This window comes from Pseudomonas syringae group sp. 243L2 (assembly GCF_032587875.1).
GTDB classification, from domain to species: domain Bacteria; phylum Pseudomonadota; class Gammaproteobacteria; order Pseudomonadales; family Pseudomonadaceae; genus Aquipseudomonas; species Aquipseudomonas amygdali.
The window spans coordinates 60,578-79,487 of record NZ_JAWHPL010000019.1 but is presented as its reverse complement, the minus strand read 5'-3'; the positions used below and the strand labels follow the sequence as shown (position 1 = coordinate 79,487).

General features: G+C 60.5%; 25 protein-coding genes. 12 read left to right on the top strand and 13 right to left on the bottom strand.

Annotated features, from left to right (window positions below):
• Positions 1–92: 92 nt before the first annotated feature.
• Genes ureE through RYB66_RS10745 form a run of 4 tightly spaced genes read left to right on the top strand, consistent with a single transcriptional unit; the run spans position 93 to position 2,501 of the window.
• Complete coding sequence (gene ureE, locus RYB66_RS10760; RefSeq protein ID WP_004655826.1) at positions 93–593, top strand: urease accessory protein UreE; 501 nt, start codon at positions 93–95, stop codon at positions 591–593.
• Complete coding sequence (locus RYB66_RS10755) at positions 590–1,264, top strand: urease accessory protein UreF (protein WP_002555420.1); 675 nt, start codon at positions 590–592, stop codon at positions 1,262–1,264. Before ureE ends, RYB66_RS10755 begins: the two co-directional genes overlap by 4 nt.
• Before the next feature lie 21 nt (positions 1,265–1,285).
• On the top strand, positions 1,286–1,903 hold the full coding sequence (gene ureG, locus RYB66_RS10750) for an urease accessory protein UreG (protein WP_003368915.1): 618 nt from the start codon (positions 1,286–1,288) through the stop codon (positions 1,901–1,903).
• Between the two features lie 25 nt (positions 1,904–1,928).
• A complete protein-coding gene (locus RYB66_RS10745) occupies positions 1,929–2,501 on the top strand; it encodes a HupE/UreJ family protein (RefSeq protein ID WP_002555422.1) in 573 nt (190 codons plus the stop codon).
• A 54-nt stretch (positions 2,502–2,555) separates the two neighbouring features.
• Here the strand turns inward: RYB66_RS10745 and RYB66_RS10740 are convergent, their stop codons facing one another.
• From RYB66_RS10740 to nrdR, 9 genes are all read right to left on the bottom strand, one after another.
• Positions 2,556–2,975: a hypothetical protein gene (locus RYB66_RS10740; RefSeq protein WP_005745954.1), complete on the bottom strand. Its 420-nt coding sequence runs from the start codon at positions 2,973–2,975 to the stop codon at positions 2,556–2,558.
• Positions 2,972–3,589, bottom strand: a complete 618-nt coding sequence (ribA, locus tag RYB66_RS10735; protein WP_004655834.1) for a GTP cyclohydrolase II — start codon at positions 3,587–3,589, stop codon at positions 2,972–2,974. The genes RYB66_RS10740 and ribA overlap by 4 nt, the downstream gene beginning before the upstream one ends.
• A gap of 134 nt (positions 3,590–3,723) precedes the next feature.
• Complete coding sequence (gene thiL, locus RYB66_RS10730; RefSeq protein ID WP_316894370.1) at positions 3,724–4,689, bottom strand: thiamine-phosphate kinase; 966 nt, start codon at positions 4,687–4,689, stop codon at positions 3,724–3,726.
• 16 nt (positions 4,690–4,705) lie between these two features.
• The gene (gene nusB / locus RYB66_RS10725; RefSeq protein ID WP_002555426.1) at positions 4,706–5,203 is read right to left on the bottom strand and encodes a transcription antitermination factor NusB; all 498 of its coding nucleotides are present in this window, start codon (positions 5,201–5,203) and stop codon (positions 4,706–4,708) included.
• On the bottom strand, positions 5,200–5,676 hold the full coding sequence (gene ribE, locus RYB66_RS10720; protein WP_002555427.1) for a 6,7-dimethyl-8-ribityllumazine synthase: 477 nt from the start codon (positions 5,674–5,676) through the stop codon (positions 5,200–5,202). Before ribE ends, nusB begins: the two co-directional genes overlap by 4 nt.
• Positions 5,677–5,805: 129 nt before the next feature.
• Positions 5,806–6,897, bottom strand: a complete 1,092-nt coding sequence (ribBA, locus tag RYB66_RS10715) for a bifunctional 3,4-dihydroxy-2-butanone-4-phosphate synthase/GTP cyclohydrolase II (RefSeq protein WP_005745957.1) — start codon at positions 6,895–6,897, stop codon at positions 5,806–5,808.
• Positions 6,898–6,918: 21 nt separating this feature from the next.
• The gene (locus RYB66_RS10710; protein WP_002555429.1) at positions 6,919–7,581 is read right to left on the bottom strand and encodes a riboflavin synthase; all 663 of its coding nucleotides are present in this window, start codon (positions 7,579–7,581) and stop codon (positions 6,919–6,921) included.
• A 47-nt stretch (positions 7,582–7,628) separates the two neighbouring features.
• Complete coding sequence (ribD, locus tag RYB66_RS10705) at positions 7,629–8,729, bottom strand: bifunctional diaminohydroxyphosphoribosylaminopyrimidine deaminase/5-amino-6-(5-phosphoribosylamino)uracil reductase RibD (protein ID WP_187126175.1); 1,101 nt, start codon at positions 8,727–8,729, stop codon at positions 7,629–7,631.
• A 41-nt stretch (positions 8,730–8,770) separates the two neighbouring features.
• Positions 8,771–9,235 (bottom strand): transcriptional regulator NrdR, encoded by a 465-nt coding sequence (gene nrdR, locus RYB66_RS10700; RefSeq protein WP_002555431.1) that lies wholly within the window; start codon positions 9,233–9,235, stop codon positions 8,771–8,773.
• Positions 9,236–9,411: 176 nt separating this feature from the next.
• Here nrdR and RYB66_RS10695 point away from each other — a divergent pair, with 176 nt between their 5' ends.
• The 3 genes from RYB66_RS10695 (at position 9,412) to trxA (ending at position 11,657) form a co-directional block, all read left to right on the top strand.
• Positions 9,412–9,861, top strand: coding sequence for a hypothetical protein (locus tag RYB66_RS10695; RefSeq protein WP_002555432.1), 450 nt, complete (start codon positions 9,412–9,414; stop codon positions 9,859–9,861).
• Positions 9,858–10,511: a class I SAM-dependent methyltransferase gene (locus RYB66_RS10690; RefSeq protein WP_316894368.1), complete on the top strand. Its 654-nt coding sequence runs from the start codon at positions 9,858–9,860 to the stop codon at positions 10,509–10,511. Before RYB66_RS10695 ends, RYB66_RS10690 begins: the two co-directional genes overlap by 4 nt.
• Before the next feature lie 273 nt (positions 10,512–10,784).
• On the top strand, positions 10,785–11,657 hold the full coding sequence (gene trxA / locus RYB66_RS10685) for a thioredoxin (protein ID WP_002555434.1): 873 nt from the start codon (positions 10,785–10,787) through the stop codon (positions 11,655–11,657).
• 54 nt (positions 11,658–11,711) lie between these two features.
• Here the strand turns inward: trxA and RYB66_RS10680 are convergent, their stop codons facing one another.
• Both RYB66_RS10680 and RYB66_RS10675 read right to left on the bottom strand, forming a co-directional pair.
• Positions 11,712–12,065, bottom strand: a complete 354-nt coding sequence (locus tag RYB66_RS10680) for a hypothetical protein (protein ID WP_004655852.1) — start codon at positions 12,063–12,065, stop codon at positions 11,712–11,714.
• 61 nt (positions 12,066–12,126) lie between these two features.
• Entirely contained in the window at positions 12,127–12,549 is a 423-nt protein-coding gene (locus tag RYB66_RS10675) for a nuclear transport factor 2 family protein (protein ID WP_004655855.1), read from the bottom strand.
• A 280-nt stretch (positions 12,550–12,829) separates the two neighbouring features.
• Between RYB66_RS10675 and RYB66_RS10670 the strand changes: the two genes are divergently transcribed.
• From RYB66_RS10670 to RYB66_RS10650, 5 genes are all read left to right on the top strand, one after another.
• Positions 12,830–13,417, top strand: a complete 588-nt coding sequence (locus tag RYB66_RS10670; RefSeq protein WP_005753216.1) for a DUF2796 domain-containing protein — start codon at positions 12,830–12,832, stop codon at positions 13,415–13,417.
• A gap of 69 nt (positions 13,418–13,486) precedes the next feature.
• Positions 13,487–14,197, top strand: a complete 711-nt coding sequence (locus tag RYB66_RS10665) for an ABC transporter ATP-binding protein (protein ID WP_004655859.1) — start codon at positions 13,487–13,489, stop codon at positions 14,195–14,197.
• 1 nt (position 14,198) lies between these two features.
• Entirely contained in the window at positions 14,199–15,464 is a 1,266-nt protein-coding gene (locus tag RYB66_RS10660) for an ABC transporter permease (RefSeq protein ID WP_002555439.1), read from the top strand.
• Between the two features lie 8 nt (positions 15,465–15,472).
• A complete protein-coding gene (locus RYB66_RS10655) occupies positions 15,473–15,997 on the top strand; it encodes a DUF3299 domain-containing protein (RefSeq protein WP_002555440.1) in 525 nt (174 codons plus the stop codon).
• 103 nt (positions 15,998–16,100) lie between these two features.
• Positions 16,101–16,787: an OmpW/AlkL family protein gene (locus RYB66_RS10650; protein ID WP_004666334.1), complete on the top strand. Its 687-nt coding sequence runs from the start codon at positions 16,101–16,103 to the stop codon at positions 16,785–16,787.
• Between the two features lie 284 nt (positions 16,788–17,071).
• Here RYB66_RS10650 and RYB66_RS10645 read toward each other — a convergent pair whose 3' ends face one another.
• Together RYB66_RS10645 and RYB66_RS10640 are read right to left on the bottom strand one after the other, a co-directional pair.
• Entirely contained in the window at positions 17,072–18,001 is a 930-nt protein-coding gene (locus RYB66_RS10645; RefSeq protein WP_005745965.1) for an NAD-dependent epimerase/dehydratase family protein, read from the bottom strand.
• Entirely contained in the window at positions 17,994–18,878 is an 885-nt protein-coding gene (locus RYB66_RS10640) for a sugar nucleotide-binding protein (RefSeq protein ID WP_002555443.1), read from the bottom strand. The genes RYB66_RS10645 and RYB66_RS10640 overlap by 8 nt, the downstream gene beginning before the upstream one ends.
• Positions 18,879–18,910 lie beyond the last annotated feature (32 nt).

Genomic DNA, 18,910 nt, shown 5'->3' with positions numbered 1-18,910 from the left:
CAGCCACTTCCGCCAGCAATTTCCTACAGCCTGCCCTGTTGGCAAGCCCCTTGCTCTGATTTGAAGCATCGCAATTGGCTGGAAGCTATCTAATGCTGGTGATTCACAACCGAATCGAACCTCAGGCCGAATGGGCCGCCGAGTTGCATTTGAATTTCGAGGCACGCAGCAAGAGTCGCCTGCGCTGCTTCAGTGCGGAAAACGAAGACGTGGGCCTGTTTCTGCAACGCGGTCAATCGCCCCTACGCGATGGCGAGTTTCTAAAGGCCGAAGATGGCCGCGTGGTGCGTGTCTGCGCACGCCCGGAAAAGCTGATGCACGTTACTTGCAGCAGTACCTTCGAACTGACCCGCGCGGCCTATCATCTCGGCAATCGTCACGTAGCCCTGCAAGTCGGCGACGGCTGGCTGCGCCTGCTCGATGACTACGTGCTCAAGGCCATGCTCGATCAGCTCGGTGCCACCGTCGAAACCATCGAAGCGCCGTTCCAGCCGGAACATGGTGCCTATGGCGGCGGGCATCACCACTCGCGTGCAGGCGAAGAGGATTTCAACTATCCGCCGCGCATGCACCAGTTCGGCGTGCGCAAGTGAACAGCGCCTGGGCGCTTTTGCGTCTGGCCAGCCCGCAGCTGCCGATTGGTGGCTACAGCTATTCACAAGGGCTGGAAATGGCCGTGGAGCAATCCATCGTGGTAGACCCGCAGACTGCAGGGCGCTGGATCAGCGATCAGCTGTTGCTCAATCTCGCCCGTTTCGAGGCCCCCTTGCTGCTGGCCCACTGTGAAGCAGCGTCGGCCGGTGACTGGGGCCAACTGCTGCAAGTCAGCGAGCAACACCGCGCCAGCCGTGAAACGCGCGAGCTGCATCAGGAAAGCCGGCAGATGGGTTATTCCTTGCAACAATTGCTCAATGGCCTGCCTGAGCTGGATCGCGATGCACGCCACTTTCTTGAACAGACTGCAGAGCCGCATCTGGCCCTGGGCTGGGCGCTGGCCGCACGTGCCTGGCAGATCAGCCCGCAAGACGCACTGGCCGCATGGCTGTGGAGCTGGCTGGAAAACCAGTTGGCCGTGCTGATGAAAACCCTGCCACTCGGCCAGCAAGCTGCGCAACGCCTGACCAGCGAGCTGTTGCCGTTACTGCAGCAAGCGCAGGTCAATGCCACCCGACAAGATACCCACCATGCTGGCAGCGCGGCCTTCGGCCTGTCCTTGGCGAGCATGGCGCATGAACGTCAATACAGCCGGTTATTCCGGTCCTGATCAGTCTTTATGGAGAACTCAATGAACAGCCAACCTCTGCGCGTCGGCATCGGTGGCCCGGTAGGGTCCGGCAAGACAGCTCTGACTCTGGCGCTGTGCCTGGCATTGCGCGACCGCTATAACCTGGCGGTCGTGACCAACGATATCTATACCCGCGAAGACGCTGACTTTCTGGTGCGCAACGAGGCACTGGCCCCTGAGCGCATCATCGGTGTTGAAACCGGTGGCTGCCCGCACACCGCCATTCGTGAAGACGCTTCGATCAACCTGGAGGCGGTTGACCAGCTCAATCGCCGCTTTGAGGGCCTGGACCTGATCATTGTCGAATCCGGTGGCGATAACCTTTCCGCAACGTTCAGCCCGGAGCTTTCCGACCTGACGATTTATGTGATCGACGTATCGGCAGGCGACAAACTGCCTCGCAAAGGTGGCCCGGGTATCTGCAAGTCCGATCTGCTGGTGATCAACAAGATAGACCTCGCACCGCTGGTGGGCGCGTCACTGGAAATGATGGACAGCGACACGCGCAGGATGCGTGGCGAAAAGCCGTTCGTGTTCAGCAACCAGAAAACCGGTCAGGGTCTGGAGCAGATCATTGCCTTCATTGAACGCCAGGGTCTGCTCACTGCAGCCGCCTGAATTCACAACCAAAAGGAACCCGTCGATGAACTACAAAAAAGCCCTTGGCGCCCTCGCGCTGCTGCTGATCCCGACCCTGGCGCTGGCCCACCCCGGTCATGGCGATAACGGTCTGATAGCGGGTATCAGCCACCCGATTGGCGGTCTGGATCATTTGCTGGCAATGCTTGCCGTCGGCTTGTGGGCCGCACAACAGCAAGGTTCCGCACGCTGGGCGCTGCCCTGCACTTTCGTCGGCACCATGCTGATCGGCGGCGTGCTGGGCTTTGAAGGTCTGAACCTGCCAGCACTGGAAAGCGGCATTGCCGCGTCGGTACTGGCGCTGGGTCTGGCTGTGGCACTGGCGGTGCGTCCGCCCTTGGCACTGGCCGTTGCCGCGACAGCACTGTTTGCGTTGTTCCACGGTGTGGCGCATGGCCTTGAGCTTCCGGACATGTCCAGCCCATGGGCTTACGCAGCAGGCTTCGTGGCAGCGACTGCAGCCTTGCACGCGGCAGGTTATGCCGTGGTTCGCGTATTGCCTCAGGCGGCAGCACCGCTGGTGCGCATCGCAGGTGCAGCTTCTGCGGCAACGGGTGTGTGGCTGCTGGCGGGCTGATCGGATTTCCGGCTGGTCGTACCCACTTCGTCTGGAAAAATCAGCCAGGGTCGATCAGCGGGAAAGCGCAGGAATGCGGTACAGGTAGAGCAGCACTGCGCTGGCAAACGCCAGCAGGCAGACCGGCAAAGGGTGCAAGCCGAACAGCACTGCGATGGCGGCGATCCAGGCGGGCAGCCCGGCAGCGAGAAAGGCCAGACGGCGGACAGCAGCGAGTTTGAGCCATGCTGCCGGCTCTTCCGGCGTGTCGAGTGCAGCCTGGGTAGCCGTTAACGCTCGCTTGTAAGCCCCGAACGGCTTCAGGCTGACGAACATCGAGCCTACCCCGGCAATGAACAGCGGTATCGCCAACACAGGAATGAGCGGCTCGCTGGCACCGAAAAACACACAGACCACCAGCAATGGCGCCAGGGTCAGACCCAGTTGACGCCACCACGCCATTTCCAGCTTTTGGCGCACCTCGCTGCGTGTCACGCGGGGCCGACCTCGCTTTGATGCTCGTTACCCATCATGTGTCCCAACTTGCCCGCCTTGGTCGCCAGATAAAGGCGGTTGTGCGGGTTTTGTCCGGTGTGCAACGGCACACGCTCGGCGACCGTGATGCCCATGTCGGTCAAGGCTTTGACCTTGCGCGGGTTATTGGTCATCAGACGCAACGATTGAACGCCCAGGTGCTGAAGCATCGGCAGGCAGATCGCGTAATCGCGCTGGTCGGCAGCAAAGCCCAGACGCTCATTGGCCTCTACTGTGTCAGCGCCGCCATCCTGCAGCTCGTAGGCGCGGATCTTGTTCATCAGGCCGATACCGCGCCCTTCCTGACGCAGATACAGCAATACGCCGCGCCCTTCGGTAGCAATGGCGCGCAGGGCGGCTTCAAGTTGTGAACCGCAATCGCAACGCTGACTGAACAGGGCGTCGCCTGTCAGGCATTCGGAATGCACGCGGCCAAGAACCGGCGCACCGTCCGCCACATCGCCCAGACTCAGGACGACATGTTCACGGCCGGTTGCCGACTCGATAAAGCCGTGCATGGCAAACTCTGCAAAGGGGGTGGGCAGTTTGGAAGCGGCGACAAATACGACGGGCACCGTGTGCTCCTGATCAGTATGAAGACTGGAAATTCGCAAGATTCGCATTGTAACAGCAGGTTCCTGCGGACGCTCAGGCTGAATTCTCGGGCATTTAGATCATAAAGTTCGATAGATAGACGCAGTGCATCGCTTCACTGCGCGCTGCCGAAATGCTGGTAGCCACGCGTATCGGGCGTGACATCCAGCCCTGCGCCGTCGACAACAACGACACCTTGGCCCTTCTCTACCCGGCCAACAACGTGCACCGGCCAGCCTTCATCCAGCAAACGGGCAAGGTGCCCGGACGGCAGCGTGAAAGCCAGGATGTAATCGTCGCCACCGCTAAGCGCAGCCTGCCGGGCAGACGGCAGATCGAACAACGTCAGCAACTGATCAGACATCGGCAGCCTGTCACGCTCGACGACCAGCCGGACGCCTGATGCACGGGCAATGTGTCCGCAATCAGCCAGCAGCCCATCGGAGATGTCCAGCGCCGACGTCGCCCTGCCCCGCAATGCCTGCCCCAGCGCCAGTTGAGGTTGCGGCGACCAGTAGCTGGCCAGCAACGCCTCGGCAATCGAAGCCTCGGTGCTGCGTTGCTTCAAGACCAGCGGCAACGCACCTGCGCCATCACCCAGCGCGCCGCCAACGCAGAGCAAGTCGCCCGCGCAAGCGCCGCTGCGCGTCAGGGCCGAGCCGGCTGGAACAGCGCCGAACACCGTTAGCGTCAGGCTCAGGGGCCCGCGTGTGGTATCGCCGCCGATCAAACGCAGCGAACAGCCCTGCGCCATGTGATTGAGGCCGCGAGCAAATGCCTGCAGCCAGTCGGCATCGACCTGCGGGAGGGTCAAGGCAAGGGTAAACGCGACAGGACGAGCGCCCATGGCCGCCAGATCACTGGCAGATACCGCCAGCGCTCGCTGGCCAAGCAGAAAGGGGTCACAGACGTCAGGAAAATGCACCCCGGCAACCAGGGTATCGGTCGAGATCGCCAACTGCTCGCCGGGCGCTAACGCCAGCAGCGCGCAGTCGTCGCCGATCCCCAGGGCAACTTCCTCGCCCACCTGCGCACAGGGCGCGGCGGCGAAGTAATTGCGGATCAGCTCGAACTCTCCCATAAAGGTCAGGCGCGAATCAGCGCTTGTGGGCCTTCACTTCGACTTCACGCAGGCGCGGCGCCAGCTTGTCCAGCACGCCATTGACGAACTTGTGACCGTCAGTAGAGCCGTAGACCTTGGCCAGCTCGATGCCTTCGTTGATCACAACGCGGTAAGGCACGTCGATGCGCTTGAGCAGCTCGAAGGTGGACAGGCGCAGGACGGCCAGTTCAACCGGGTCGAGTTCTTCGATGGTCAGGTCGAGGCAAGGCGAGAGCGCGGTGTCGATCTCGGTCTTGTTGGTGGCCACACCGTGCAGCAGTTCACGGAAGTAGGCGCCGTCGACATTGCTGAAATCGTTGTCGACACGAAACTGTGCTTCGATCTCGTTCAACGCATGGCCAGCCATGTGCCACTGATAAAGGGCCTGAGTAGCCATCTGCCGCGCTTCGCGACGTTTGGCACTTTTGCCCTTGGCAGCTTCCGGCGATTTGGCGTCGCGCGGGTTGAACTGGTCGGTATCGTCGGAAATCACTTGGCCTCCAGCTGCGACAGCAGGCTTACCATTTCAATGGCGGACAGAGCAGCTTCAGCGCCCTTGTTACCGGCCTTGGTGCCGGAACGCTCGATGGCCTGCTCGATGGAGTCGACGGTCAGTACGCCGAAAGCGACCGGAACGCCGAACTCCATGGACACCTGAGACAAGCCTTTGACGCACTCACCTGCAACGTATTCGAAGTGCGGAGTACCGCCACGGATCACCGCACCCAGTGCGACGATGGCCGCGAATTCGCTGCGCTGGGCAACTTTCTGCACGACCAGCGGGATTTCGAACGCACCCGGCGCACGGATGATGGTGATGTCGCTTTCGCTGACACCGTGGCGTACCAGCGCATCAACGGCACCGCTAACCAGGCTTTCCACGACGAAGCTGTTGAAACGGCCCACTACCAAGGCGTAGCGGCCTTGTGGGGCGATGAAGGTACCTTCGATGGTCTTCAAGGTCATTCGGTGAGTCTCGTATTAAAGAGCAAGCCCGCCTTGGGGCGGACTTTGAGGGATATTAGGCCACGAATCGCAACTGTCAGGCCAAAAGCTGCGAAAAACCGTCTTTCGCACGCCCCGACCTGCCGGTATTTATTCGGAGGGCACGTATTCTACAACTTCCAGATCGAAACCGGATATCGCATTGAACTTCATCGGTGAACTCATCAGGCGCATTTTGCGCACGCCGAGGTCACGAAGGATCTGCGAACCGGCACCCACCGTGCTGTAAGTGGTCGGCGTCTTGATCGGTTGCTGCCCTGCCGTTTCGCGAATGTGAGCCAGCAGCACATCGCCATCCAGCGGATGACCGAGCAACAGCACAACGCCACTGCCAGCCTCGGAAACCGCTCGCATGGCGGCGCGCAGGCTCCAGCGGCCGGGCTGTTTGACCATCAGCAGGTCGCGCAACGGGTCCATGTTATGAACGCGTACGAGGGTTGGTTCTTCTGCGCAGATCTTGCCCAGGGTCAGCGCCAGATGCACATCTCCCTCGACCGAATCGCGGTAGGTCACCAGGTTGAAACTGCCCAGTTCGCTGTCCATCGGCTGCTCGGCAATCCGCTGAACGGTACGTTCATGGATCATCCGGTAGTGAATCAGGTCGGCAATGGTGCCGATCTTGATGTCGTGTTGCCGGGCAAATTCTTCAAGTTCGGCGCGACGCGACATGGTGCCGTCGTCGTTCATGACTTCGCAGATCAGCCCCGTCGGTTCGAAGCCGGCCATGCGCGCCAGGTCGCAGGCCGCTTCGGTATGACCGGCGCGAGCCAGAGTGCCACCGGCCTGAGCCATCAGCGGGAAGATGTGCCCCGGGCTGACGATGTCTTCGGCTTTGGCTTCTTTTGCGGCGGCAGCCTGAACGGTACGTGCCCTGTCAGCTGCGGAGATACCAGTGGTCACACCTTCCGCGGCTTCAATGGAAACGGTGAACTTGGTGCCGAAGCCGGAGCCATTACGCGGTGCCATCAGCGGAAGTTTGAGGGTTTCGCAGCGCTCGCGGGTCATCGGCATGCAGATCAGGCCACGGGCGAAACGCGCCATGAAGTTGATGTGCTCGGGCTGCACGCATTCGGCGGCCATGATCAGGTCGCCTTCGTTCTCACGGTCTTCGTCATCCATGAGGATGACCATCTTGCCCTGGCGAATGTCTTCAACCAGTTCTTCGATAGTGTTGAGCGCCACGCGGCACCCCCTTCAATCAATTCAGGATTTGAGGTAGCCGTTTTCGGCCAGAAAGCTTTCGGTGATCGTGCCGTGGCCAGGCTCGGCGGCCTTGTCGCCCAGCAGCAGGCGCTCCAGGTAACGTGCCAGCAGGTCTACTTCCAGGTTGACCTTACGGCCAGGCTGGTAGTCAGCCATGATGGTTTCGCTGAGGGTGTGCGGCACGATGGTCAGTTCGAACTCGGCACCATTGACCGAGTTGACCGTCAGGCTGGTGCCGTCGACCGTGATCGAGCCTTTATGGGCGATGTATTTGGCCAGCTCGCGCGGGGCACGCACCGTAAACTGAATGGCGCGGGCGTTATCGGCACGGGAAACAATTTCGCCCACGCCGTCGACATGGCCGCTGACCAGATGACCGCCCAGACGCGTGGTCGGAGTCAGGGCCTTTTCCAGGTTGACCCGGCTGCCGCTCTTCAGATCGACGAAGGCGGTTACGGTCAGGGTTTCACGACTGACGTCAGCCCAGAAGCCGTCGCCGGGCAATTCGACGGCGGTCAGGCATACACCATTGACGGCAATGCTGTCGCCGAGCTTGACGTCGCTCAGGTCGAGCTTGCCGGTTTCCACGTGAACGCGGACGTCGCCGCCCTTGGGAGTCAGGGCGCGGATGCTGCCGATGGATTCGATAATGCCGGTAAACATGGGTCCTCCGGGAGAACAAGGGCTGCGCGCAAGGCGAAAGCCGGGAATTATACGCCGGGTGCGCGCACAGGGAGAGCGATGACTCGCCAGTCATTACCGACGGCACGCATTTGCACGATGTTCAGCTCCAGCGCTTCGCTCATCTGCGCCAGCGGCAGGTCGAGCAACGGCCGGGCCGATGAGCCGAGAAACTTGCCGGCAATGAATATCTGAAACTCGTCGACCAGCCCGAGGCGCGCAAAGGCACCCGCCAGCCGCGGACCGGCTTCGACCAGCACTTCATTGACGCCACGCGTGGCCAGTTCGACCATCAACTTGCGCAGGTCCACATGACCGGCGCTGTCAGCCAGTGCCAGCATTTCGTGGCCTTCTTCCTGATAGCGACCTCGCGCCGACGCCGCAGCACAGGTCACGACCAGCGCACTGCCCGCCTGGAAGAACGGCGCGTCCAGCGGCACGCGCAGACGACCGTCAATCAATACCCGCAGGGGCGGACGCGCAGCGGCCAGCGCGGTCAATTCTGCATTGAGACCCAACTCATCGGGGCGCACGGTGAGGCGGGCCTTGTCGGCCAGCACCGTATCGGCTCCGGTCAGCACTACGCTCGACTGCGCGCGCAGACGCTGAACGGCGGAACGCGCCTCGGGACCGGTGATCCACTGGCTTTCGCCGCTGGCCATAGCGGTTCGGCCATCCAGGCTCATGGCCATCTTCACGCGTATGTAGGGCTGTCCGGTTTCCATGCGTTTGAGAAAGCCTTTGTTCAGCGCTCGCGCTTCGCTTTCCAGCACGCCGCATTGAACGCCGATACCGGCATTCATCAGGCGCAACAGGCCACGACCGGACACTTCAGGGTTGGGGTCCTGCATGGCCGCGACGACCCGCGCCAGCCCGGCGTTGACCAGCGCATCGGCACAGGGCGGCGTGCGCCCCTGATGGCTGCACGGTTCAAGGGTGACGTAGGCGGTCGCGCCTCTGGCAAGTTCGCCGGCCTGGCGCAGGGCATGCACTTCGGCATGCGGCTCGCCAGCCCGTACATGCCAGCCCTCACCGACGATCTGGCCGTCACGCACAATGACACAGCCGACGCGCGGGTTGGGGTGCGTGGAGTAGAGCCCGTTACGTGCCAGCTCCAGCGCACGCGCCATGTAATGAACGTCGAGAGCCGCCTGTTCAGTCAGCAATGCACTTATTCCTTACCCGGCTCGCGGGCCAGACGGTCGATTTCTTCACGAAATTCGTTGAGGTCCTGAAAGCGGCGGTACACCGAGGCGAAGCGGATGTAGGCCACTTCGTCGAGCTTCTGCAGCTCGGCCATGACCAGTTCGCCAACCACCAGCGATTTGACTTCGCGCTCGCCGGTCGCTCGCAGCTTGTGCTTGATGTGCACCAGTGCCGCCTCGAGGCGCTCGACACTCACCGGACGCTTTTCAAGCGCACGTTGCATACCGGCGCGCAGTTTTTCTTCATCGAAAGGCTGACGACTGCCATCCTGTTTGATCAGACGCGGCAAAACCAGCTCGGCAGTTTCGAACGTCGTGAAGCGCTCGCCGCAGGCCAGACACTCGCGTCGGCGGCGTACTTGCTCGCCTTCGGCGACGAGGCGGGAGTCGATGACTTTGGTGTCATTGGCACCGCAGAAGGGACAGTGCATGGTGGCTGGCAACGAAAGAATGAGGAGCGCCATGTTAGCGCATCCTGCTGGCAAGACAAGGCTGAGGGTTTACGGTATATAGACGCGCATTAAAGCGATGTGAAATTGCCTGCGCTCGGTAATACTGCATGCATGGCGTCACTCAGCCTTTCGATTTTTGTCTTGTGGAGCTCTTGATGACGTTACGCCCCGTTATTCTACTCGGCCTCATTGGCTTGCTGGCCGCGTGCAGCAGCAATGACGCGCCAAAACCGGCTGCGGCACCGCCCGTCGCCCCGGCAATCAAAGTGCCTGCCGGGCCCGGCCCGCTGCAACCGTACCAACGTGAACTCAGCGGGCAACTGCTCGGCGTACCTGCCGGGGCCGAGGTCGAACTGGCGATGCTGGTGATCGACGAGCGCGGTCGTCCACAGAAGCTGCTGACCAACACTTTGCTGAAGGGCAACGGCCAGTCATTGCCGTTCCAGTTACGCTTCAACCCGGAAGCCTTTCCGGTAGGCGGGCGTGTCGAACTGCGCGGCCGCGCCAGTCAGTCGGGGCAATTGATACTGCACCTGCCGTCGATGCGCATCGACCAGCCCACCACTCAGGCACTGGGGCAATTGCAATTCGTCAAGGCGCCATGACTGCTCCGCGACATCTTCAGGACGCGCTGAGCGAACTGCTCGGCGACGCCCGGCTGGTTGTCACAACGTTGCCGGGCACTGAGCTGAAACTGTGGCTGATCGACGATGCCAACATGGACCGTGCCTTCAGCCCGGATGAAACGCGCCGCATTCTGGAAGAGCCACCGTACTGGAGCTTCTGCTGGGCCAGCGGCCTGGCCCTGGCGCGCTTTCTGGCAGAAAACCCGCACTGGGTAGAAGGCAAGCGGGTACTGGATTTCGGTGCTGGTTCGGGCGTGGCAGGTATTGCCGCGCTGAGGGCCGGGGCACTTGAAGTGGTGGCCTGTGATCTCGACCCGTTGGCGATGGCTGCCTGCCGGGCCAATGCCGAGCTCAACCAGGTGCAGTTAAGCTACTCGACGGATTTTTTCGCCGAAGCGGATCGCTTTGATCTGATTCTGGTTGCCGACGTGCTGTACGACCGCGCCAACCTGCCGCTGCTGGATCAATTTCTGTCCCGGGGCCGCGAAGCACTGGTGGCAGACTCCCGCATGCGCGACTTCAAGCACGCTGCTTACCAGCGCCTGACGATGCTGCATGCGCACACCCTGCCGGACCTGGCTGAACCCCACGAGTTTCGGGATGTGAGTCTGTATCATGCGGCGCGGTGAGCGCTAAATAACAGCTCGGGAGCGCTCAGCTAAACGGTCTCTGTAGGAGCGAACTTGTTCGCGAAGGAGGTCGTTCAAACGATAAATTTCCAGAGAGTTTTCCGTCCCTTTCGCGAACACGTTCGCTCCCACGGCCTTCGGCCAGAATCAAAAGCAGATGTGTGGATAGCGCTGAGCGTGCGGGGCAAGGACGATGCCCCACCGCCGACGCCGCTTTCAGCATTGCCCTGCGGGCTTTATAGTTGGCGGCATTCAGATTCTTCGAGACGTGCAATGAGCCAGGAAACTGCTTACATCTTCGACGCAACCGCCGCGAACTTTGATCAACTGGTGATCGACAAATCGTTCGACCAGCCCGTACTGGTCGATTTCTGGGCCGAGTGGTGTGCGCCCTGCAAGGTCTTGATGCCCCTGCTGCAGCAAATCACCGAGAGTTATCAGGGCGAATTGCTGCTGGCCAAGGTCAATTGCGACATCGAGCAGGACATTGTTGCGCGCTTCGGTATTCGTAGCCTGCCGACCGTGGTGCTGTTCAAGGACGGCCAGCCGGTGGATGGTTTTGCCGGAGCCCAGCCTGAATCGGAAATCCGCAAGATTCTCGAACAGCATGTCGTCATGCCGCCTCCGCCGGCCGCCGATCCACTCAAGCAAGCGCAAGAGCTGTTTGCCGAAAGCCGTTTTGCCGAAGCCGAAGCACTGCTCAAGGTGCTGTTGGGCGAAGACAACACCAATGCCGCAGCACTGATTCTGTATGCGCGCTGCCTGGCAGAACGTGGCGAACTGAGCGAGGCAAAGGCAGTGCTGGACGCCGTTACCGGTGATGCACACAAAGCCGAGCTGGCGGGTGCCAAGGCGCAACTGACGTTCCTGGCACAAGCGGCCACCCTGCCGGATGTGGCCGAACTGAAAAGTCGTCTGGCGCAAAACCCTCAGGATGACGAAGCGGTGCATCAACTGGCGATTCAGCAATTGTCGCGTCAACAGTACGAAGCCGCGCTGGATGGCTTGCTCAAACTGTTCATTCGCAATCGCAACTACGCCGAGGGCCTGCCGCACAAGACGCTGCTGCAAGTGTTCGACCTGCTGGGCAATGAGCATCCACTGGTGACCGCATACCGTCGCAAGCTGTTCGCCGCGCTGTATTAAGCCAGCTTGCCACCGGCACCGCGCGGGTGCCGGTGACTGAACAACCAGGTCAGATCACGTCGCGTCGACCCAGCTGTACAGCGGCGCATCCCCGCCGCTCTCGACCTTCACGTTCGCAGAGTGACGCAGGCGCACCAGCAAATGCTTGCCTGCCGCGGTACTGCCGGCCAGCCCTTCCAGTTGCCCCAGCAGATCCGGCCCACTCATCTGCCCGGCCTTTTGCAACAACTCCTGTGCGACCTGCCACAGCCTGTCGTCCTGGTTGAGCGGCTTGCTCTCGACCACGGCGGCCGATAAGTCGGGAGCTGCCGCCTTGAGCTGCGCGCCCAGTTGCGCCCAGTCGCCTTCGTCCAGTTCAAGAGTCAAATCCACCGGCCACTGGCCTACGGTTCCACGAATACGCAACATGATGTGTACCTGCTGACAGTCAGGCATACATGCTCCCACAGGCTGGCGCGCATGCCCATGATCAACCGTAACGCCACTGGCTGATGACCGGCTCTTTGCCGTTCATGAAGTTGCCAAGCGCCCGCACGTCATAGACATTTTCCCAATGCTCGACAATTTTGCCATCACGAAACCGCCACAGGCCGCAAAACGGCATGATGATCTTCCGGCCCTCGCAACTGGCGCGCATCTCTCCCAGCACCGAGCCATAGTGCTCGTTGGCAATGATGTCGTGGACATCCATGTAGAGGGTCTGACGTGTGCGCCTGATCAGATTGATCTCGTGGGAAAGCACTGCGTCCTTGCCAATGGCTATGGACAAGCCACCACCAGCGCCCTGATCGGCTTTGTGCAGCACAATGTCAGCGTCGGCGAATTCGGTAATTCGAGTTGGATCCTTGTACACCGCACGCAGGATTTCTCTATTCGGATGGAGCTTGTTCATGAGTATCTTCCCTGATGTCACACTCGGCTGGCGATGAAAACCCTCTCGGCGCATCCGGCGCAGGTACAGCGATTTTCATTTTTCAGAGTAGGACCTGATGACGCAAAGGCTGAGACTACTTCAGCATAAGCACGGGCTAGGGTATTCCAGATAACGCCGCCAAATAACGGTCCATGAAGACCGGATAGTCCAGTGCTTGAACAAAAACACGTCCACGTCCACCGGCACTTGTTATAAGATCACATAACAAATTTCATCAATATTGTCCCCGGAGTCCGCTATGCGCCGTTTGCTACTCGCCTTGCCTTTCGCCCTGTTGCCACTCGTAGCTGCCCACGCAGCCGAAGTACATGACCATGATCACGGCGATGAACACGGCAGTCTGGGAGCCCACGAGCATGGCGTAGGACGTCTGGATGTGGTGCTGGAAGGCAAGACGCTGGAATTTGAATTCGACAGCCCGGCCATGAATATCGTCGGTTTCGAGCACGTTGCAACTTCGGATGAAGACAAGGCCAAAGTCGCCAAGGCGCGCGAGTTGCTACTCAAGCCCAACGCGCTGTTCAGCATCGCCGATGCCGCCAATTGCTCGGCCACCTCGGTGAAACTGGAAAGCCCGCTGTTCGGCGACAAGGATGACGATCACGATGAGCACGCTCAGGGCGGCGATGCCGATCATCATGAGCACAGCGAAATTCACGGTCACTACAAGTTCGTCTGTGACGCACCGGCCGTTCTGAAGAGGCTCGACCTGTCGCAAATCTTCAAAACCTTTCCCGACACCAAGAAGCTTCAGGTACAACTGATCTCGCCAGGCGGCCAATCGGGCGCAGAAGTGATCGCAGCCAACCCAACGCTGAAATTCTGATCGCACTCTGCGGTACAACGACCGGGCCTGGCCCGGTCTTTTAATTTCCAACCTAGCGTGAGTCAGCCCATGACCCAAGCACTGATCGAGCTATCGAACCTGAGCTTCAACTGGCCAGGCCATCCGCAGTTACTGGACATCCCTGAATTTCGCCTGCAAACCGGCGAAACCCTGTTCCTCAAAGGCCCCAGCGGCAGCGGCAAAACCACTTTGCTGGGCCTGCTGGGCGGCGTGCAAAAACCTGTCAGCGGCAGCATTCGCCTGTTGAATCAGGACCTGTCGACACTGTCGGCGGCAGCACGTGATCGCTTCCGAGTCGATCACACCGGCTACATCTTTCAGCAGTTCAATTTGTTGCCGTTTCTGTCGGTGCGAGAAAACATCGAGCTGCCCTGCCACTTTTCCAACGTCCGCGCCGAGCGTGCGAAGCAACGCCACGGCAGCGTCGAAAAAGCGACCACCACCCTGCTCGCCCACCTGGGCCTGAAAGACCCGGCGATGCTGACGCGACGTGCCGACTCACTGTCCATCGGCCAGCAACAACGCGTGGCCGCGGCCCGTGCGCTTATCGGTCAACCTGAACTGGTGATCGCCGACGAACCCACTTCGGCGCTGGACGCCGACTCTCGCGAAGCGTTCATTCGCCTGCTGTTCGCCGAATGCCGCGAGGCCGGGGCCAGCCTGCTGTTTGTCAGTCATGACCAGAGCCTGGCACCGCTGTTTGATCGCAATCTGTCGCTCAGCGACCTGAATCGCGCCGCCGTCGCCGTGGAGATTTGAGATGTATCTGTTTCGTCTGGCCATGGCCAGCCTGGCCAACCGCCGTTTCACCGCGTTTCTCACTGCCTTCGCCATTGCGCTGTCGGTGTGCCTGTTACTGGCCGTAGAGCGGGTGCGCACCGAAGCCCGCTCCAGCTTCGCCAGCACCATCAGCGGCACCGACCTGATCGTCGGCGCACGTTCCGGTTCGATCAACCTGTTGCTGTACTCGGTATTTCGCATCGGTAACGCCACCAACAACATTCGCTGGGACAGCTTTGAGCATTTTGCCCAGAGCAAACAGGTCAAATGGGCGATCCCGATTTCGCTGGGCGACTCCCATCGTGGCTATCGGGTGATGGGCACCAACGAAGCGTATTTCGAGCACTATCAGTTCGGTCGCCAACAACATCTGGAAATGGCCGAAGGACGTGAATTCAAGACTGACCCCTTTGAGGTAGTGCTGGGCTCGGAGGTCGCCAAGGCGCTGCATTATAAATTGGGCGACAAGCTGGTACTGGCGCACGGTGTGGCGGCGATCAGTCTGGTCAAGCATGACGACAAGCCGTTCACCGTGGTCGGCATACTCAAGCCGACCGGTACACCGGTGGACCGCACGCTGCATATCAGCCTGGGCGGCATGGAAGCCATTCATATCGATTGGCACAACGGCGCACCGGCGCGAGGCAACGAGCGTATCTCTGCCGATCAGGCACGCAATATGGATCTGACGCCGACTGCGATCACCGCCTTCATGCTGGGTTTGAACAGCAAGATCTCAACCTTCAGCCTGCAACGCGAAATCAACGAATACCGTGGCGAGCCCATGCTGGCGATTCTGCCCGGCGTGGCGCTGCAAGAGCTGTGGAGCCTGATGGGCACCGCTGAAAAGGCACTGTTCGTAATTTCGCTGTTCGTGGTGCTGACCGGTCTGATCGGCATGCTGACCGCGATTCTCACCAGCCTCAATGAACGACGCAGGGAGATGGCCATCCTGCGCTCGGTCGGCGCACGGCCCTGGCATATCGCAAGTCTGCTTATACTTGAAGCCTTCGCCCTGGCACTTGCGGGTGTCATCAGCGGCCTCGCACTGCTCTATATCGGCATCTTCGTGGCCAGAGACTACGTGCTCGACAACTACGGTCTGTACCTGTCGTCTATGCCACCTGGCCAATATGAATGGACCCTGCTCGGTGCCATTCTCGGTTGCGCGCTGTTGATGGGAACCGTGCCAGCCTGGCGAGCCTACAGGCAGTCACTGGCCGATGGACTGTCGATTCGTTTATGAGGACCTTCATGATGCGGCGCATGCTACTCACTCTGCTGCTTTCGGTTTCCACTCAACTGTGGGCCGCCGAGCCGCGTGAACTGACCTGGAATGACATGATTCCACCCGATGCACCCGTGGTGAAGCCGGTAACGGCTCCGATACACGATATGTCCAAGCTGTCCGATGCACTGGCCATGGAGGCAGCGCCTGCGGCCCATCAACTGGCTCCGCATGCGCCAGTGGTCAAGGCACTGGATGGCAAGCTGGTGCGTTTACCGGGCTACATCGTGCCACTTGAGGTCAGCGAGGAAGGCAGAGTGACGGAGTTTTTGCTGGTGCCGTATTTCGGTGCCTGCATCCATGTGCCGCCGCCGCCAGCGAACCAGATCGTGCATGTCACGAGTGAGCTGGGTGTGAAGGTCGATGAGCTGTATCAGCCGTACTGGATCGAAGGACCGATGCAGGCCAAATCGTCTACCAGCGAACTGGCAGAAGCGGGTTATCAGATGCAGGCAGACAAGATACTTGTCTACGAGTTGCCGGATTCATAAGGATGACGAGGTTCCCAGCGATTTCATTGAGCTGAGTCAAAGTCGCCGCTCGACAGCGCTTTAACATTATGCCCATAAATTTTGACTGATCTCTGGAGCCTCCATGAACAAGCACTTGCTACGCGCGTCTGTTGTCGCGCTTGCCATCGCCGCCCCGGTCGCGGCACATGCCTACGAGCCTGGCGACTTCATCGTTCGCGCCGGTGTTGCGCACGTCCAGCCCAATGAAGACAGCGGCGAAGTCCGTCTGGACGGTGCCAAGGTCTCCGGCACCAAAGCCACTGTCGATGGCGAAAACCAGCTCGGCCTGACCTTCGCTTACATGCTGACCCAGCATGTCGGCATCGAGCTGCTGGCTGCTACACCGTTCAGCCACACCGTTTCAGTAAAAGGCCTGGGGCCAGGCCTGGACGGCAAGCTGGCTGATATCAAGCAACTGCCGCCGACGCTGTCGTTGCAGTACTACCCGATGGAACCTTCGTCGAAATTTCAACCGTATGCGGGCGTGGGTATCAACTACACCACCTTCTTCGATACCGACCTGACCGGCAACCGCAAGGATCAGGGTTTCAGCAACCTCAAGCTCAAGGACTCGGTTGGTCTGGCTGCTCAGTTGGGCATGGACTACATGATCACTGACAACGTACTGGTCAACGCCTCGGTCTGGTACGTCGACATCGATACCAAAGCGACTGTGGACGGCCCTTCTGCCCTGGCCGTCGGCAAGACCAAGGTCGACGTGGATATCGACCCGTGGGTGTACATGGTGGGCGTGGGTTACAAGTTCTGACCTGCACACCTTCAAGCGCCACACACACAAAGGCACCCTCAGCGGGTGCCTTTGTGTTTTGTGGTTTGAACTCTGCGTGCCGGATTCCTGGCTATCGTGCCGTGATTTAACCCGCGCCCGGACTCCTGGCTATCGTGCCGATGCTCCGCGTCGGCATGCAGTTCGTGACGCTCTGCGTCACAAATAGGCGCTGCACCGCACGCTCAAGAGCGGACGCAGAGCGTCCAGAAATGCATCACCACGCAGAGCGTGGGGACGATCAGCACTTACAGTCGATGCGGGGCTCATTGCCCCATCAACAACTCAAGCCCACGAACCAGTGGTGTCGGCTCATCAATGCTGAAGTGCTCCAGCAGACGCTGGTTACTGGCCCGGGAATGCTTGATATCGCCCGAGCGCGGTGCCTGATAGCTCACTTCCGGCTGTTTTCCGACCACTTGCGAAAGCGCGGCCAGCAGCTCGTTGAGCGAAGTGGTCTTGTTCAGGCCGACGTTGATCGCGCCCTCGATGGCGCTTTCCCGTGACAGGGCCTGCAGCAGCAGCTTGAGCAGGTCGCCCACGTAGAAGAAATCGCGTGTCTGCTCGCCGTCGCCAAACACGTTGATCGGCAGGCCTTTCTGGATGCGTTCGGCAAAGATGCTGATCACGCCCGAATACGGCGACGACGGATCCTGGCGCGGGCCGAAGATGTTGAAGAAGCGAAAGATCACCGGCTCCAAACCATGCTGACGGCGGTAGAAGTCCAGGTAGAACTCGCTGGCCAGCTTGTCCGATGCGTACGGAGTCAGCGGTGCTTTGGTGGTGTCTTCGGTGATTGCTTCGCCTTCGCCGTTGTTGCCGTATACCGCCGCGCTGGAAGCAAAGATCACGCGCTTGATGCCCGCTTCGCGCATGGCCTCACAGACATTCAGTGTGCCGATGAAGTTGCTTTGATGGGTGCGCACCGGGTCGTCAACTGACGCCTGAACCGAGGCCACCGCTGCCAGGTGCACCACAGCCTTACAGCCTTGCGCAGCGCGCTTGACCAGCTCGGCATCGGCTACGTCGCCTTCGATCAGTTCAACCCGCGGGTTGTCGAGCGGCAGATTGCTACGCTTGCCCGCCGAGAGGTTGTCGAGGATACGCACGCAATGCCCGTCGGCAAGCAATGCATCGGTCAGGTGCGAGCCAATGAAACCCGCACCTCCCGTAATCAGAACAGGGGCGTCAGACATGTCGATAATACCGGTCCAGCAGGCTTGGCAAGCCGGCCCGCCAGGCGCGGGGCTTGATGCCGAAAGTGTGGAGAATTTTCTTGCAGGCCAGCACCGCGTGCTGCGGTTCTTCGGCTGCATCGGGACGCGCGGCGTGAGCCTGTGCGGTGGGCGATTCAATAGCCAGCGGGTGCAGCAGACGTGCTTCGGTGAGCACCGCCTGACCCAGCGCCAGTGGCGTGGTCGCTTCGTGCCCGGCGTAGTGGTACGTGCCCCACAGCGGCGCTTCGCAATCGAGTTGCTTGACGATTGAAATAATCACCCGCGCCGCATCATCGACCGGCGTCGGGTTGCCGCGTCGATCATCGGCCAGCAGCAGCTCTCCGGGTTCTTTGGCGCGCGAAAGAAAGCGGCCAAGCACGCCATCGGCGCTGTCATCCAGCAACCAGCCAAAACGCACAAGCACATGTTGCGGACAGGTGGCGCGCACGCTTTGCTCGATACGCCACAGCGCCTGACCGCGCAGACCCAAGGGCACTGGCTCGTCTTTTTCGCTGTAGGCAGTCGCGCGCGAGCCATCGAACACACGATAACTGGAAGGCTGGACCAGCGTGATGTTGTGGTGCTGACACAGTTCGGCCAGGCGCTCGACAGAGCGCTCCTGATGGGTCAGGCGCGCTGCGCTCACGGTCTCCGCCTGAAACCAGTCGAAGTAGTAAGCAAGGTTTATCAGGGCATCGGGGCGGGTGTCATCAAGCAGTTGCGTGAGGCTCGCCACGTCCCAGCCGTCTTGCGGTGGACGTGGTGCGAGGAAACCAATGTCTTCCTCGGCACCCAGACGAATCAGCGCCTGCCCGAGGGCATTCCCGCCGCCCAACAGCATAAGGCGCATTCGCATAGAGTCAGCAGGCTCGGTATCAGATAATCAAA